Origin of the sequence: Streptomyces sp. NPDC050546, from assembly GCF_044457425.1 — a bacterium.
Taxonomy (GTDB): Bacteria; Actinomycetota; Actinomycetes; order Streptomycetales; family Streptomycetaceae; genus Streptomyces.
Genome location: NZ_JBITGX010000017.1, coordinates 105,062 through 121,074 on the forward strand (window position 1 = coordinate 105,062; position 16,013 = coordinate 121,074).

Below are 16,013 nucleotides of genomic sequence, written 5' to 3' on the forward strand. Positions count from 1 at the left end.
GAGACGACTCGGCCTCGTCGAGTAACCCGAGCCCACACAACCTTCCCCCGCCTCGGCGGTCTTCCTCCCCGGAGGTGTCCATGGGGACGGACCATCAGATCGCCTTCTTCTTACGGGAGTTGGCGGCGACAGATCCGGCGCGCCGCGCGGTGGCGGTGAAGGGGCTGGGGAAGGCGGGCGGGGCCGCGTACGTCCGCGTCGTCGCCGGTGCGGCCGACGACCCCGCCCCCGCGGTGCGCGCGGCCGCCGCCCTGGCCCTGGGCCGGCTCGGGATCCCCGAGGCGGGCGGTGAGGTGCTCCCCCTGCTCATGGACGACGAGGACCCGGGTGTACGGCGCAGGGCCTCGGTCGCCGCCGTCCGGCTGGGACTCCAGGGGCCAGCGGTCACCCGGGCCTTCGCCCGGCTTCTGTCCGACCCGGACCACCACGCGCGGATCAACGCGCTGGAAGGGCTGGCCGCACTCGGCGCGCCAGGGGATGCCACGACCCTGGTCGGGCTGCTCGGTGACCCGGACTCCGCCGTGTGGGGGCGGGCCCGGACTCTGGTGTACCGGTGGAAGGACGACACCGCTGTGCGGGCGGAAGTGATCCGCACGGCCCGTCAGGGCCCGGGCGCCGCCCGCGCACGGGCCCTGGACCTGCTGCCGGAGGACTGCTCCGAGCGGCTCCTGGAGTCACTGCTCGCTGGACTGGGCGACCCTTCCCCCGCGGTGCGGATCGCCGTGGCCCGGAGACTGTTCGACGTGGCAGCGCCGCAGGCACAGGACGCGCTGGCCGCGACGCTGCGCACCGAGCGGGACCCCGAGACCGCGGCACGGCTGCTGCGCGGTCTCGGACGGCTCGGCGACGAGCGGGTGACCGGACCGGCGGTGCGGTGGCTGCGCGACCCAGACGCTGGAGCATCCGCCGCGTGTGCCTTGGGTGGCGCTGACACGGGTACGGCCGCCGCGCACCTGCGCACGGCCTTGACCGACGAGACCTTCCCCGCCCGCACACGGGCCGCCGCCGCAAGGGCGGTGGGCGCCGGGGCCCGATGGGACGCGGTGTGGCTCCTGCTGGCGGTCCTGGACGATCCCGACGACGAGATACGCGCGGGCGTGATCGACGGACTGGAAGCACTCGTCGAGAACGGACTCCGCCTCTGGGAGCGCCACCCCGTGGCCTGGGCCCTGGTCGAACGGCTGGAAGCCGGCGGGAAGCACACCTGGCGCACCCGCAACGCCCTCGACGGCCTCACCCAGGCACTGCCCGCCGTACGGCGCCTTGCCGACGAAGCCCCGTCCGCCGAGGTCCGTGCCGCGGCACTCTCGCTCCTGGCCGGGGACGACGAGACCGACGAGCACACCCGGCACGACCTACGACGTTTCCTGCGCGGCCTGGACGACCCGTACGAGGCGGTCCGTTACGAGGCCGTCCTCGGTCTCGAACGCCTGGTGACGGCGACCGGGTCGCTGCACGCCGGAAGCGAGGAGGCGCACAGCCGGCTGACCGACCTCACCGCGGACGCGTCCCCACGACTGCGCCAGGCCGCCACCAGAGTCCTCGAGGCGCTGGGCACAGGCCCAAGGGCCTGAACCACCGCAGAACCATGCACCACCGACTCCGCGTACCACCCATCCCGCGTACCACCGCTCCACGCACCACACCCACTCCGCGCCTCACCCGCACCGGCGATTCTCGGACCCCTGCCGCCGTCCACCGTGTGTCGTCCGCCTCGCCGGGCCACACTGGGACCCATGCGGCTGGTGATCATGACGGCGGGATCGCGCGGCGACGTCGCGCCGTACACCGGGTTGGGCGCGGGGCTGGCGCGGAGCGGGCACGAGGTCACGCTCGTCACCCACGGGCTGTTCGAGCCGCTGACCGCCGGCTCCGGGGTCCGGTTCCATCCGACCCCGGTCGACCCGCACGCCGAGTTGCACTCCGAGCGCGGCCGCCGTCTGCACGCCAGCACCACGGGACTCGGCAAACTGCTGCGCGTCGTCTCGATGGCACGGTCGGCGGCCGAGGAGATGACCGACGACCTCGTCCGGGCGGCACACGGCGCCGACGCCGTGCTGGCCGCCGGTGCCGTGGCACCGCTGGGCCGCGCCATCGCCGAGGGACTGACCCTGCCCAGCGTCGGACTGTTCCTCCAGCCCCAGCACCCGACACGGGAGTTCGGGGCACCCATGCTCGGCGGACGCCACCTCGGCACCGTGGGCAACCGCCTGGGCGGACTGGCCGTCACCACCGCCGTCGACCAGGTCTTCACCCGGGCGATGCGCCGACTGCGCACCCGGCACGGCATGACCCTGCCCGGCCGCGCCGCGATGCGCCGGGCCCAGGAACGGGCGCGGTGGCCGGTGCTGCACGGGTTCAGCGAGGTGGTGGTGTCCCGGCCGCGGGACTGGCGGCCCGGGCTGGAGATCGCCGGGTACTGGTGGCCGTACGACACCCGGACCCTGCCCGCCGAACTGGAGGAGTTCCTCGCCGCCGGGCCCGCTCCCGTCTTCGTCGGGCTGGGCAGTGCCACCGTGCCGGACCCTGAGCGTCTCAGCGGCGAGATCGTGCGCGCCCTGCGCACCGCCGGACTGCGCGGGATCATCCAGCAGGGGTGGGCGGGCCTCACCGCCCGCACCGACGACGTGATCACCGTCGGCGATGTGCCGCACGCGTCGCTGTTCCCCCGGACGGCCGCCGTCGTCCACCACGCCGGAGCCGGCACCACCGCCGCCGTCCTGCGCGCGGGTGTGCCGACCGTGCCGGTGCCGGTGCAGTTCGACGCCGGCTTCTGGGCGGCCCGTCTCGTCGCCCTGGGCACCGCCCCCTGCGCCGTTCCCCTGCGCCGCCTCACCGCCGAAGCGCTGGCTCCCGCCCTGCGCCGGGCCGTGGGCGAACCGGCCCATCGCGACCGTGCCCAGGACGTGGCGCGCCGCCTGGCCGAGGAGGACGGCGTGGCACCGGTCCTGGCGGCACTCGGCCGACTCGCGACATGAGCCGCGATCGGGCGCCGCGGCTCACGACAGCGGCACGGTCGACCCCCTGATCACCACCCGGCAGGGCAGGGTCTCGATCCCGGAGCGGCGCGTGCCGCCGGAGATCGCCGTGAACAGGGCGTGCGCGGCCGCCCGCCCGACCTGTTCGAGGTTCATGTCGACACTGGTCAGCGGCGGCCGGGACGCGGACGTCAGGACCCGCCAGTTGTCGAAACCCATGACCGCCACGTCCTCCGGCACCCGCCGGCCGCGCTCGCGCAGGACGTCGATGACGCCCCGGGCGATCTGGTCGCTGCCGCACAGCACGGAGTCCACCTCCGGGTGCTGGTCGAGCAGCATCGCGGTGGCCGCCCGCCCCCAGCCCTCCGACCACGCCCCGAACCGCGGCTCGCCCACCAGGGCCAGGCCCGCGTCGGCCAGGGCGGCCCGGGCGCCCTCGGCACGCTCCCGCGCGGCGGCGTACCCGGGGTCTCCGGTGATGTGCGCGATGCGGGTACGGCCCGAGGCCAGCAGATGCTCCACGGCGATCCGGCCCGCGCCGACGCTGTCCGGGACGATGGACAGATCCTCCGGATTCTCCGACGGCGCGTACGCGTAGACCACGGGGACCGGCAACTCCCGTCCCAGGGACGGCCGCGGGTCGGTCCTGCTGCCCACCACGATGAGCCCGTCGACCCGGCGGCCCAGCAGCGCGCGGACATGGTGCTGCTCGCGAATCGCGTCCCCGCGGGCGTCGCACAGGAACACCGCGACCTCGCCCGCCCCGAAGGCGTCCTCGGCGCCCATCAGTATCGGGATGCTGAACCGGCCCTCCAGGTCGCTGGTCAGCAGCCCCACGGTGCCCGTCCGTCCGGCCAGCAGTCCCCGGGCCACCTGGTTGGGCCGGAACGCCAGGCGCTCGGCCGCCTCGATCACACGCGTTCTGGTCTCCGCCCGCACCTGGCTGCGGCCGTTGAGGGCCTTGGACGCCGTGGCGATCGACACGCCCGCCAGCCGGGCGACATCGCTGAGGGTGGCGGGCTGCGAACGCGAGGGGCCGGTGGCCTGTGCCATGGGTCTTCTCCTGTCTCGCGTCGCCTGCCGACGCCGTCGAGGGCACCCCAAACAGTACGCGGAAATTTTCGGTCCCGCCCTGGTCCGGGTTTTCGAGTACTGCTCAGAAACCGCTTCACGCAAGGGGATTGACGGGTCGTGGGATGCGTCCTTAGCGTCTCAGAAAGCCTTTTCGGCCCGTTTCCGCCACTCAGTTCAGTGCCACCACATCATTGTCCCGACCGGCAGGCCCGCGCACGGCCCGCCGCGACACAAGGGGAATCGACCATGGGGAGCACGGGGAGCACGGCCGGACCGCGTGGACACATACGCCGCCTCGTCACAGGCGCCATCGCCCTGCTCGCCACCGCGAGCCTGCTCACCGCGTGCGGCTCGGACGAAGAGGGTTCCGGCGGGGGAGGGGGCAAGGCCGCCGCGGGCGGTGTCGACGACGGCACCAAGCTGACGATGTGGACGCGCGCGGCGACCCGGCCGCAGAGCGAGGCCCTGGTCAAGGCCTACAACGCCGGCCACAAGAACAAGATCGAGCTGACCGTCGTCCCCACCGACGACTACCAGGCCAAGGTCGGCGCGGCGGCGGGCTCGCGCGACCTGCCCGACCTGTTCGCCTCCGACGTCGTGTTCGTGCCCAACTACACCTCCAGCGGCCTCTTCGCCGACCTCACCGACCGCGTCGACGCCCTGCCCTTCGCCGAGCACCTGGCCCAGTCGCACATCAAGGCCGGCACGTACGAGGACAAGAAGTACGTGGTCCCGCACACCCTCGACCTGTCGGTGCTCTTCTACAACAAGGAGCTCTACCGGAAGGCGAAGCTCGACCCCGAGAAGCCGCCCACCACGCTGCGTGAGTGGGACCGGCAGGCCCGGGCCGTGGACGCGCTGGGCGGCGGTGTCGACGGCACCTTCTTCGGCGGCAACTGCGGCGGCTGCGGCGTCTTCACCTGGTGGCCGTCCGTCTGGGCGGCCGGGGAGGACGTCCTGAACGAGGAGGGCACCGAGGCGAATCTCGCCTCCGCCGCCTCGAAGAAGGTCTACGACACCTACCGCGGCTGGGTGCGGGACTCCATCGTGGCGCCCGGCGCCCGCGAGGAAACCGGCACGACCTGGACCGGCATCTTCCCCAAGGGCAAGGTCGGCGTGATGCCCATGCCGTCGACCACGCTCGGGCTGATGCCCGAGGACCTCGACCTCGGCGTCGCCCCCATCCCAGGACCCGACGGCGGCAAGTCCACCTTCGTCGGCGGCGACGCCATCGGCATCTCCGCCACCAGCGAGTCGGCCGACCAGGCCTGGAACTTCCTCGCATGGTCCCTGGGCGACAAGGCCCAGGTCGACGTGGTCGCCGCACACAAGGACGTGGTGGCCCGCACCGACCTCGCGTCCAACAAGCACTCCGAGGCCGACCCGCGCCTGGTCACCATCAACCAGCTCGTCGCGGAGGGCCGCACCCCGTACGCGATGAAGTTCGGCCAGACCTTCAACGACCCCAACGGGCCCTGGCTGGAGCTGATGCGCCACGCCGTATTCGGCGACGGGAAGACGGTCGAGAAGGACAACGACGCCGTCACCGCCTCGCTGGCCGACTGAACCGACCGCCCCTCCCGACGTCCCACGGCTGAGACGTTCTACGGCTAAGGAGAGCCATGCCGGTGAAAGTGGCCGACCGGGCGACGGCCGCGCACCTGACCTCGCCGCAGCCGCGGGGCGGCACGCCCCCGCCCCGCTGGCGCTCCCGCAAGGCCAAGGGCCTGGCCTACGCGGCCCCCACGGCGGTGTTCGTCACGGTCTTCTTCCTGCTTCCCCTGCTGCTGGTCGGTCAGATGTCGTTCAGCGACTGGCCGCTGCTCGCGGGAGACCGAGGCGTCAACGCGCCCGAGAACTACACCGACATCACCGACAGCACGCTGTTCTGGCCCGCGATCCGCTTCACCCTCCTCTACACCGTGATCGTCACGGTCGTCCTGCTCGCCCTGGCACTGCTCCTGGCTCTGCTGGTGCAGGAGTCCCGCCCGGGCGCGGGCTTCTTCCGCACGGTCTACTTCCTGCCCGGCGCCCTCGGCCTGGCCTCCGCGTCCCTGCTGTTCTGGGGCCTGTACAGCCCGACCACCGGCCCGCTCAGCCGGATCCTCGAACGCCTCGGCCTCGTCGACGACCCGGTGTCCTTCCTCGGCTCACCGACCTCGGCCCTGTGGTCGACGGTGTTCCTGATCGTCTGGAAGTTCGCCGGCTTCTACATGCTGATCCTGCTCGTGGGCCTGCAGCGCATCCCGCACGAGGTGTACGAGGCGGCACGGATGGACGGCGCGAGCCGCGCCCAGATCTTCCGCTCCATCACACTGCCGCTGCTGCGACCCTCCCTCGCCCTGTGCCTCCTGCTGTGCGTGACCGGCTCCCTGCTCGCCTTCGACCAGTTCTTCATCCTCACCAAGGGCGGACCGGACAACAGCACGGTCACCGTCGTCCAGCTGATCTACCGGGAGGCGTTCCAGCGGCTGAACCTCGGTACCGCGGCGGCCCTCTCGATCCTCGTGCTGGCCGCGCTGCTCCTGCTGAACGCCCTGCAGTTCCGGGGCCTGCGCCGCGCCGACGAGTCATGACACCCGCCGCCTGATGAGAAGGGACACCACGGTGCTCACCCGCGCCCTGGGCCGGACGCCCCACTACGTCGTCGCCGGCTCGCTGGCCGTCATCTTCCTCTTCCCGCTGCTGTGGAACGCCTGGGCGTCGGTGAGCGGCCAGCCGGGCACCGCCCAGCAGTCCGGCTACGGCCTCGGCAACTACCGGACGCTGCTCGACTACGACGCGGGCCTGTGGCGGTACCTGCTCAACAGCACGGTCGTCTCGGCACTGACCGTGGCCCTGACGCTGGGGGTGTCCCTGCTGGGCGGCTACGCCTTCGCCCGCTTCGACTTCCCCGGCAAGAACCTGCTGTTCCTGCTGACCCTGGCCATCCTCATGGTCCCCTACGCCACGCTCCTCATCCCGCTCTACGTCCTGCTGGGCCGGCTCCAGCTGCAGAACTCGCTGATCGGGCTGAGCCTCGTCCTGGCCATGTTCCAGCTGCCGTTCGCCACCTTCATGATGCGGATCTCCTTCGAGGCGGTGCCCCGCGAACTGGAGGAGTCGGCCCTCGTCGACGGCTGCGGCACGGCGGGCGCGCTGCGCCGTGTGCTCCTGCCGGCGGTGCGGCCGGGACTGATCACCGTGGGACTGTTCGCGTTCCTCGCCGCCTGGAACGACTTCATCGCACCCCTGATCCTCATCTCCGACAGCGAGAAGGCACCGCTGCCGCTGGCCGTCGCCAACCTGCGGCAGCAGAGCATGGGCGCCGTCGACTACGGCGCCACCGAGGCGGGCGTGGTGGTCCTGGCCGTGCCCTGCCTGCTGCTCTTCCTGCTGCTGCAACGGCACTACATCAGGGGCTTCATGTCCGGCGCCCTCAAGGGCTGAGCCGGCGCAGAGCCGTTCGACGGACAAGACGGACAACCGGAAGGACGTGGACGAAGGCATGGACCGGTGAAGGAGAACACGGCACGCTCGCTCGTGCTGCCGGTGGCGCCGACCCGGGGCCGGCTGCGCCCGCTCGGCCTGGACGAGGTCCGGATCACCGGCGGCTTCTGGGCCCGGCGCCGCCACACCAACTCGACCGCGACGCTCGGCCACTGCCGCGACTGGATGGAACGCGAGGGCTGGACCGGCAACTTCCGGGCCGCCGCCGAGGGCCGGGTCCACACCGACCGGCGCGGCCGGGAGTTCGCCGACTCCGAGGTCTACAAGCTCCTCGAGGCCATGTCCTGGGAGGGTGCGTCGTACGACGGGGACGTCGCCGCGCTCACCGACGTCATCGCCCCCGCCCAAGCCCCGGACGGTTACCTGAACACCGCGTTCGGCCACCCCGGACAGCAGCCCCGCTACAGCGACCTCGAATGGGGCCACGAACTCTACTGTCACGGGCACCTCATCCAGGCGGGTGTGGCGCAGGCCCGCGCCCGGGGCGAGGGCGAGCTGACGAAGATCGCCCGGCGGGCCGCCGACCACCTCTGTGCCGCCTTCGGGCCGGGCGGCGACCAGGGCATCTGCGGGCACCCGGAGATCGAGACGGCCCTGGTGGAACTCGCCAGGCTGACGGGGGAACAGCGCTACCTCGACCAGGCCGCGCTGTTCCTCGGCCGGCGGGGGCACGGCCGCCTGGCCGACATCGAGTTCGGCCGGGCCTACTTCCAGGACGATCTGCCCGTACGACAAGCCACGGCGCTGCGCGGACACGCCGTGCGCGCCCTCTACCTCGCGGCCGGCGCCGTCGACGTGGCGGTGGAGACCGGGGACGACGAACTGCTCGCCGCCGTCGTGCGGCAGTGGGAGGCGACGGTCGCCCGGCGGACCTATCTGACGGGTGGGATGGGCTCGCACCACCGCGACGAGGCCTTCGGCGACGACTTCGTGCTGCCCCCGGACCGCGCCTACTCGGAGACCTGCGCCGGGGTCGCCTCCGTGATGCTCGCCTGGCGGCTGCTGCTTGCCACCGGCGAGCCGCGCTTCGCGGACCTGGCCGAGCGGACCCTGTTCAACGTGATCGCGGCGTCCCCGTCCGAGGACGGCCGGTCGTTCTTCTACGCCAACACCCTGCACCGCCGTCACCGGGGCACCGTGCCCCCGGCGGACCGCGTCAGCCCGCGTGCCGACTCGGGACTGCGCGCGCCCTGGTTCGCGGTGTCGTGCTGCCCGACCAATGTGGCGCGCACACTCGCCCAGCTGCCGGCGTATCTGGCCACGGCGACCGACGACGGCCTGCAACTGCACCAGTACGCCGACGCGGAACTCGCCACGTCCCTGGGCGAGGGGCAGGGTGTGGCGCTGCGGGTCCGTACCGGCTACCCGTCCGGCGGGACCGTGGCCGTGCGGATCAGCCGCTCCCCGGCCCGCCCCTGGACCCTGACCCTGCGCGTCCCCGCGTGGACGGCGGGGGAGACGGCCTGGCTGGTCGGCCCGGACGGGAGTCGCCGTAGGGTCGCCCCCGGCACGGCGCAGATCACCCGGGTCTTCCTGCCCGGCGACGAGATACGCCTCGAACTGCCCGTCGTCCCGCGCTGGATCCGGTCCGACCCCCGCATCGACGCGACACGCGGCACGGTGGCCGTCCAGCGCGGGCCCCTCGTGTACTGCGCCGAATCCACCGACCTGCCGGACGGACACGACGTCGACGAGCTCCGCGTGGACCCGTCCGCCGCGCCGGAGGACGGGCCGGACGACACGGTCCTCGCGCCCGGTGAGCTCGCCGAACCGCCCAACACCGCCTGGCCGTACCGGCCGGTCGACGAAGCCACCGCGCCCGCGACCGGCCCCGAGGCCATCACTCTCGTCCCCTACCACTCCTGGGCGAATCGCGGCCCCTCGACCATGCGCGTATGGCTGCCGACGACCCCGCCCCCGACCACGCCCACCGAGAGGTAGCCGTGCTCGCACAGCGAAGACGACACCGCCGCGGCATCCTGGCCGGGGCGCTGGCCCTGGGCCTGCTGGCCCCGCTCGCCGCCACCACCGAGGCCGTGGCGGACAACTCGGCGATCGGCTACCCGGTCTACTCCGGATCCGACCACCCCGTCCCCACGCTCCCGGCCGGCTTCACCGTCCATCGCACCCTGCGCGCCCAGTACGAGGCCGACCGCAAGGCCGGGCACGGCACCGACTTCTGGATGGACCGCATGCTGGCCCGCAAGGGCGAGGACCCAGCCGGGGACTGGCTGTTCACCCGGGGACGCGCCGTGTTCATGAAGGAACACACCCCGTCCCAGCTGGGCTTCGGCGGCAAGGTCGCCTACTGGGAGAGCATCGACAACCGGTCCGCGTACACGATCACCCTGAACGTCGACGGCGAGAACCTCACCCTGCGGGAGAACACCGACGCCCGCACCCAGACCCCCAGCCACTGGCGCAGCGAGTTCACTCATGAGGTCACCGGCCTGAAGGTGACACAGACCAAGTTCATCACCGAAGCGAACGCCGCCGTGACGAACCTGGCCCTCACCAACTCCGGCCCTGAGAGCCGTGAGGTCCGGCTGGGCGCCACGTCCCCGTACGCCACGACCGCCGAGGGCCGCGAGCTCACCGGCGCCGTGCCCGCGAAGAACAACCTCACGACCGTCTTCCCCCGCCTCAGCGGTGACGGCTTCACCGTCGAGGGCGAGTCGCTGACCCGCTCGCTGACCCTGCCGGCGGGCCGCACCCTCACCACCAAGGTGCAACTCGGCTTCGTCACCGAGGAGATCACCGACTCCCGCACCGAGTACGACTCCGTGCGCACCGCGTCCCCGGCCACCGCCTTCCGTCGGCATGTGCAGACGTACAACCGCTGGTGGGCCGAGAACCTGCCCTACCTCGACGTCCCCGACGACAACATCGAGAAGACGCTCTACTACCGCTGGTGGCTGCTGCGCTACAACTACCTCGACGCCGACATCCCGGGCAGCGACTACCAGTTCCCCACCTCCATGGAGGGCGTGCTCGGCTACAACAACGCCATCGCCCTCACGGTCGGCATGTTCGTCGACGACCTCAAGTACCTGCGCGATCCGAGCTACTCCTACGGCCCGTGGGTGTCGGCGGGAGAGGTCTCGAAGAACGGCAAGTACACCGACAACCCGGGCGACCCGGAGAACTGGTCCAACAGCTACACCCAGTACATCTCCGAGGCGGCCTGGCGCTCCTACCAGGTGCACGGCGGCCCCGACGGCATCGTGCGCAACCTCGCCCGGTACGCGGAGAAGGACGTCCGCGGCCAGCTCGAGAACTACGACGCGGACGGCAACGGGCTGATCGAGTACGACTGGGGCGCGATGACCGGCAACGACGCCGACGCGGTCTCCTTCGACTGGAAGCCCGGAAACCTGGACCGCGCCGAATCCGCCTACGTCTTCAGCAACGCGACAGCGGCCGCCCGCGCCTACGACCTGCTCGGCGAGAAGGCGAGGGCCGACGAGATGCGCGGGACGGCGAACCGGGTGAAGAAGGCGGTCCTGGACCACCTCTGGGACCCGAAGGACAAGCTGCTCAAGCACCGGCACGTCGCCAGCGACACCCTGGTGCCCTGGAAGGAGATCAACAACTACTACCCGTACAGCGTGGGCCTGATGCCCACACCCGAGGAGGACCCGCAGTACCTCGAGGCGCTGCGGCTGTGGTCGGACGCGAAGCAGTACCCCGTCTTCCCGTTCTTCACGGCCAACCAGGCCGACAAGGCGGAGGCGGCGGAGCAGGGCCACCCCGGGAGCAACAACTTCTCGGTCATCAACTCCACCGTCACCTTCCGCTTCCTCTCCTCGGTGCTGCGGAAGTACCCCAGCAAGTACATCGACCGCACCTGGTACAAGAAGCTGCTGTCCTGGAACGCCTGGGCCCACTACATCGACGGTGACAACCGGTACCCCGACCAGAACGAGTTCTGGTCCGACGGCAGCGCCGACCCGCAGAAGATCGGCTACCGCTCCTGGATCCACCACACGATCCTCGGCACCACCAACTGGACCGTCATCGAGGACGCGATGGGGTTCAGGCCGCGCGACGACCGGCAGATCGAGCTGTGGCCGATCGACGTCGACTGGCCGCACTTCGCGGTCACCGACATCAACTACCGGGGCACGGACGCGGCCGTCCTGTGGGACGAACCGGGCGACGGGAAACGCCCGTACGGCAAGCGGGTCCCCGAGGGGTACTCCCTCTACCTCGACGGGAAGCTCGCCTTCACCGCCGACCGCCTCACCCACCTCGTCTACGACCCCACGACCCGCAAGGTCACCTTCCCCGACGGCGGCGGAGCCAAGGCGAGGACCACCGGCCTGCGCACGGATGTCGCCAGGCCGCAGGACGTCACCTACGGCCCGAAGGAGCGCGTCACCGACCTGTTCGCCAAGGCCGGCCGGGACCTCACGGGCAGGGCCCGGAACAATCTCGCCGACGGTGCCACCGCCCGCGCCTCCCACGAGGCCGAGGGCCGGGGCGTCGCCGGTGCCGTCGACGGCTTCACCGTCAACGAGCCCTCCTGGGGCGCCCGCGGCTCGGGCAACCCCGAGGACTGGTACGAGATCGACTTCGGCCGCACCCGCACGGTCGACGACGTCCGGCTGCACTTCTCCAGCGACAAACGGCCCGGCGGCTACACCGAACCGGCCCTCTACACCGTGCAGTACCAGGACCGGGCCGGCCGGTGGCAGGACGTGGCCCGGCCCGCCAAGTCACCGGCGTATCCGAGGGCCAACCTCAACCGCGTGCGCTTCCAGGAGGTGACCACGGGCAAGCTGCGCGTGCTCATGCGCCATCGCGACGGCCACACCAGCGGCCTGAAGGAGATCCAGGCCTTCGACACCGACGCCCGCCCGCCGACGGCCCGCAACCGGCCTCCCTACGTCGAGGCCTGGCGGGACCCGGCGTACACCCGGCCGGGCCAGGTCAGGCTCACCGGCATCACCGAGGACGACGGACTGCCGAAGAGGGAACTCTCCGCCTCCTGGAAGACGGCCGAGGGCCCGGACGGCGGCACCGTCATCTTCGACGACCCCCGAGCCCCCACCACGGTCGCCCGCTTCACCAAGGCAGGCACCTACACACTCGAACTCACCGCCACCGACGGCGCGTTGACGTCGTCGAAACAAGTCGTCGTGAAGGTCGAGGAGCTCGGCGACGGCCGGGTGAACCTGGCACCGTCCGCGACGCCGACCGCGTCCTACACCTCCGGCTGGGAGTCGGTGGCCGCGATCAACGACGGCCGCGAACCGGCCTCGTCGTCCGACGCCCCGCGCTGGGGCAGCTGGCCGCAGAAGGACACCCAGTGGATCCAGTGCAGCTGGGACGACCCGGTCCGTGTGGACGGCTCCGACCTGTACTTCTTCCGCGACGCCCAGCCGGGCGCGGCCGACGGGGTGGGAGTGCCGGCCTCCTGGGTCATCGAGTACCGCGACGGCGACACCTGGCGCGAGGTCCCCGCCCCCAGCGGCTACGGCACCGCCGAGAACCGCTACAACCGGACGACGTTCACCCCGGTCACCACCACCGCGCTGCGGGCGAAGCTCACCGGCCACCCGAATCTGGCCCTCGGCGTACAGGAATGGAAGGTCTACGCCGAGGCACCGGAGTCGGTGCGCGAGACCCATATCCCCACCCTCCGCGGCACCGTCCCCGACCTGCCCGAGCAGGTCACGCTCGTCTACCCCGACGGCTCCACGGCCCGCTCACCCGTGGCCTGGCCGGCCCTGACCGAGGACCAGGTCGCCGAAGGCGGCACCAGCGTCACGATCACCGGCCTCGCCGACCGCACCGCCCAGCCGGTCACCGCCACCGTGTGGGTACGGCACACCGAGGCGGTCGAGATCACCAGCATCGCCGAGGAACACTTCACCACCCGCCCCGGCAGGGCCCCCACGCTCCCCGCCACGGTGGTCGCCACCTACAACGACGGCTCCAGGGACAGCCGGACACAGGTCACCTGGGACCCGGTGGATCCGGACCAGTACGCCGGGCCCGGAACCTTCGAGGTCAGGGGAACCGTGCCGGGCACCTCCCACCGCGCCACGGCCACGATCACCGTGACACCTCCGCGCGACCCGGGTGGGACCTCTCCTGCCCGCCGATGACCGACGACGATCGGAGTGCGCCATGTTCCAGCCACCCTCCCGACGCCGCGTGCTGAGCCTGACCGCCGGCGCCGCGGCCACAGCGACCCCGCTCATCGCCTCCGGCGCGCCGGCCCAAGCCGCCCCCGCCGGCTCCACCGCCCAGGCCGCCGGGGTCGCCGAGGCCGCCGCGCGAGCGCTGCCTGCCCAGCCGACCTGGGCGGTTCGGCCTTTCGGCCTGGACCAGGTCACCCTCGGCGCCGGTGTCTTCCGGGCCAAGCGCGACCTGATGCTCGACTACGCCCGCGCCTACCCGGCCGACCGCATCCTGGCCGTCTTCCGCGCGAACGCCGGCCTCGACACGCGCGGCGCACGGCCGCCGGGCGGCTGGGAAACCGCCGACGGCAACCTGCGCGGCCACTACGGCGGCCACTTCCTCACCCTCATCGCGCAGGCGTATGCCGACACCCGCGAGGCCGCCCTCAAGTCCAAGCTCGACTACCTGATCACGGCCCTCGGCGAGTGCCAGCAGGCCCTCGCCGAGCGCGGCGACCCGAAACCCAGCCACCCCGGCTACCTGGCGGCCTACCCGGAGACACAGTTCATCCTCCTGGAGAGCTACACCACGTACCCCACCATCTGGGCGCCGTACTACACCTGCCACAAGATCATGCGCGGCCTCCTGGACGCCCACACCCTGGCCGGAAACGGACAGGCGCTGACCATCGCCGCGAAGATGGGCGACTGGGTGCACAGCCGCCTGGGCCGGCTGCCGAAGGCACAGCTGGAACGCATGTGGTCGATCTACATCGCGGGCGAGTACGGCGGCATGAACGAGGTCATGACCGACCTCTACGCCCTCACCGGCCGGCCGGAACACCTCGCCGCCGCCCGCTGCTTCGACAACACCACGCTGCTCGACGCCTGCGCGGAGAACCGTGACGTCCTGGAAGGCAAGCACGCCAACCAGCACATCCCGCAGTTCACCGGTTACCTCCGCCTGTTCGACCACACGGGCGAGGAGACCTACGCCGCCGCGGCCCGCAACTTCTGGGGGATGGTCCAGAGTTCCCGCACCTACGCCCTGGGCGGCACCGGCCAGGGCGAGATGTTCCGCGCCCGCGGCGCCATCGCGGCGACCCTCGACGACAAGAACGCCGAGACCTGCGCCACGTACAACATGCTCAAGCTGAGCAGGCAGCTCTTCTTCCACGAGCCGGACCCCGCCTACATGGACTACTACGAGCGGGGCCTGACCAACCACATCCTCGCCTCCCGCAGGGACGCCCCCAGCGCCGACAGCCCCGAGGTCACCTACTTCGTCGGCATGGGCCCGGGCGTACGACGCGGCTACGGCAACACCGGCACCTGCTGCGGCGGCACCGGCATGGAGAACCACACCAAGTACCAGGACTCCGTCTACTTCCGCTCCGCCGACGGCAACACCCTGTACGTCAACCTGTACCTCGCCTCCACCCTGCGCTGGCCGGAGCGCGGCCTCGTCATCGAGCAGACGAGCGACTACCCGGTCGAGGGCGTACGCACCCTGACCTTCCGCGAGGGCGGCGGCCGACTTGCCGTCAAGCTCCGCATCCCGTCCTGGGCCACGACAGGTGTCACGGTCACGGTCAACGGAGCCCCCCACCGGGCGAAAGCCACACCCGGCACCTACCTCACCCTGGACAGAGACTGGCGCCGAGGCGACCGCGTCCGCATCTCGACGCCCTACCGGCTGCACCTCGAACGAGCCCTGGACGACCGGACCGTCCAAGCGCTCTTCTACGGCCCGCTCCTCCTGACAGCCCAGAGCCCGGAGCAGCAGTTCCGCACTTTCTCCTTCTACCGGGACTTCACGCTCCGCGGCGACCTGGCCGACGCGATCAGACCCGCCTCCCGCCCGCTGCACTTCACCACGCACAACCTCACCCTCGCCCCCTTCCACCTGGGCAACGACGCCCCCTACCACGCCTACTTCAAGCGCTCCGAACCCGTCATCGTGTTCGGAGCGGCCGACTCGGGCGTCCCCAACCGCGCCCGCACCGACGGCCAGACCTTCCTCGACGTCCTCTGGCAGCAGGCCCCCTTCCCGACCTCCGCCCCCTTCGTACGCGCCGTACGCACCCTCGCGGACCGCTGGCTGTCCGAGAACCTGTTCACCCGCACCGAACGCGACCGCGTCGTCACGGCCGCGAACAACGCGGACCTGAGGCGCTGAACGCTCCGAAATCGCCAAACTCGGACCGGAAGTCGTCTGGACCACTTCCGAGTCTTGAACACGCCTGTCCGGGTCTGCTTGGGTGTCGACTCAATGGCCGCCATCCGGTGGCGTTTTGGGGGGAATGGTTTCTGTGCTGGGCCGGCAGCAGGGCATGAACACGCC

General features: G+C 71.6%; 9 protein-coding genes. 8 read left to right on the forward strand and 1 reads right to left on the reverse strand.

The window, feature by feature from the left end:
- Positions 1 to 80: 80 nt before the first annotated feature.
- Complete coding sequence (locus ACIBK5_RS34390; protein WP_399025819.1) at positions 81 to 1,574, forward strand: HEAT repeat domain-containing protein; 1,494 nt, start codon at positions 81 to 83, stop codon at positions 1,572 to 1,574.
- A 162-nt stretch (positions 1,575 to 1,736) separates the two neighbouring features.
- Positions 1,737 to 2,978 carry a glycosyltransferase gene (locus ACIBK5_RS34395; RefSeq protein WP_399025821.1) on the forward strand — a complete coding sequence of 414 codons (1,242 nt, stop codon included), beginning with the start codon at positions 1,737 to 1,739 and terminating at the stop codon, positions 2,976 to 2,978.
- A gap of 21 nt (positions 2,979 to 2,999) precedes the next feature.
- Here the strand turns inward: ACIBK5_RS34395 and ACIBK5_RS34400 are convergent, their stop codons facing one another.
- Entirely contained in the window at positions 3,000 to 4,031 is a 1,032-nt protein-coding gene (locus tag ACIBK5_RS34400) for a LacI family DNA-binding transcriptional regulator (protein WP_399025823.1), read from the reverse strand.
- 267 nt (positions 4,032 to 4,298) lie between these two features.
- On the opposite strand from ACIBK5_RS34400, the gene ACIBK5_RS34405 reads away from it, so the two are divergent.
- The 6 genes from ACIBK5_RS34405 (at position 4,299) to ACIBK5_RS34430 (ending at position 15,848) form a co-directional block, all read left to right on the forward strand.
- Positions 4,299 to 5,618, forward strand: a complete 1,320-nt coding sequence (locus ACIBK5_RS34405; protein WP_399025825.1) for an ABC transporter substrate-binding protein — start codon at positions 4,299 to 4,301, stop codon at positions 5,616 to 5,618.
- Positions 5,619 to 5,674: 56 nt separating this feature from the next.
- Positions 5,675 to 6,628 (forward strand): carbohydrate ABC transporter permease, encoded by a 954-nt coding sequence (locus ACIBK5_RS34410; RefSeq protein WP_399025827.1) that lies wholly within the window; start codon positions 5,675 to 5,677, stop codon positions 6,626 to 6,628.
- A 31-nt stretch (positions 6,629 to 6,659) separates the two neighbouring features.
- A complete protein-coding gene (locus ACIBK5_RS34415; protein WP_184599061.1) occupies positions 6,660 to 7,481 on the forward strand; it encodes a carbohydrate ABC transporter permease in 822 nt (273 codons plus the stop codon).
- A 66-nt stretch (positions 7,482 to 7,547) separates the two neighbouring features.
- Positions 7,548 to 9,482 carry a glycoside hydrolase family 127 protein gene (locus ACIBK5_RS34420; protein ID WP_399025829.1) on the forward strand — a complete coding sequence of 645 codons (1,935 nt, stop codon included), beginning with the start codon at positions 7,548 to 7,550 and terminating at the stop codon, positions 9,480 to 9,482.
- Positions 9,437 to 13,654, forward strand: coding sequence for an Ig-like domain-containing protein (locus tag ACIBK5_RS34425; RefSeq protein WP_399025831.1), 4,218 nt, complete (start codon positions 9,437 to 9,439; stop codon positions 13,652 to 13,654). Before ACIBK5_RS34420 ends, ACIBK5_RS34425 begins: the two co-directional genes overlap by 46 nt.
- 22 nt (positions 13,655 to 13,676) lie before the next feature.
- Positions 13,677 to 15,848 carry a glycoside hydrolase family 127 protein gene (locus ACIBK5_RS34430; protein ID WP_399025833.1) on the forward strand — a complete coding sequence of 724 codons (2,172 nt, stop codon included), beginning with the start codon at positions 13,677 to 13,679 and terminating at the stop codon, positions 15,846 to 15,848.
- Positions 15,849 to 16,013: the final 165 nt, after the last annotated feature.

Excerpts from the sequence above, each read along its gene's own strand:
- ACIBK5_RS34390 (WP_399025819.1), top strand. The coding sequence starts at position 81 with ATGGGGACGGACCATCAGATCGCCTTCTTCTTACGGGAGTTGGCGGCG.
- ACIBK5_RS34395 (WP_399025821.1), top strand. The coding sequence starts at position 1,737 with ATGCGGCTGGTGATCATGACGGCGGGATCGCGCGGCGACGTCGCGCCG.
- ACIBK5_RS34400 (WP_399025823.1), bottom strand. The coding sequence starts at position 4,031 with ATGGCACAGGCCACCGGCCCCTCGCGTTCGCAGCCCGCCACCCTCAGC.
- ACIBK5_RS34405 (WP_399025825.1), top strand. The coding sequence starts at position 4,299 with ATGGGGAGCACGGGGAGCACGGCCGGACCGCGTGGACACATACGCCGC.
- ACIBK5_RS34410 (WP_399025827.1), top strand. The coding sequence starts at position 5,675 with ATGCCGGTGAAAGTGGCCGACCGGGCGACGGCCGCGCACCTGACCTCG.
- ACIBK5_RS34425 (WP_399025831.1), top strand. The coding sequence starts at position 9,437 with ATGGCTGCCGACGACCCCGCCCCCGACCACGCCCACCGAGAGGTAGCC.
- ACIBK5_RS34430 (WP_399025833.1), top strand. The coding sequence starts at position 13,677 with ATGTTCCAGCCACCCTCCCGACGCCGCGTGCTGAGCCTGACCGCCGGC.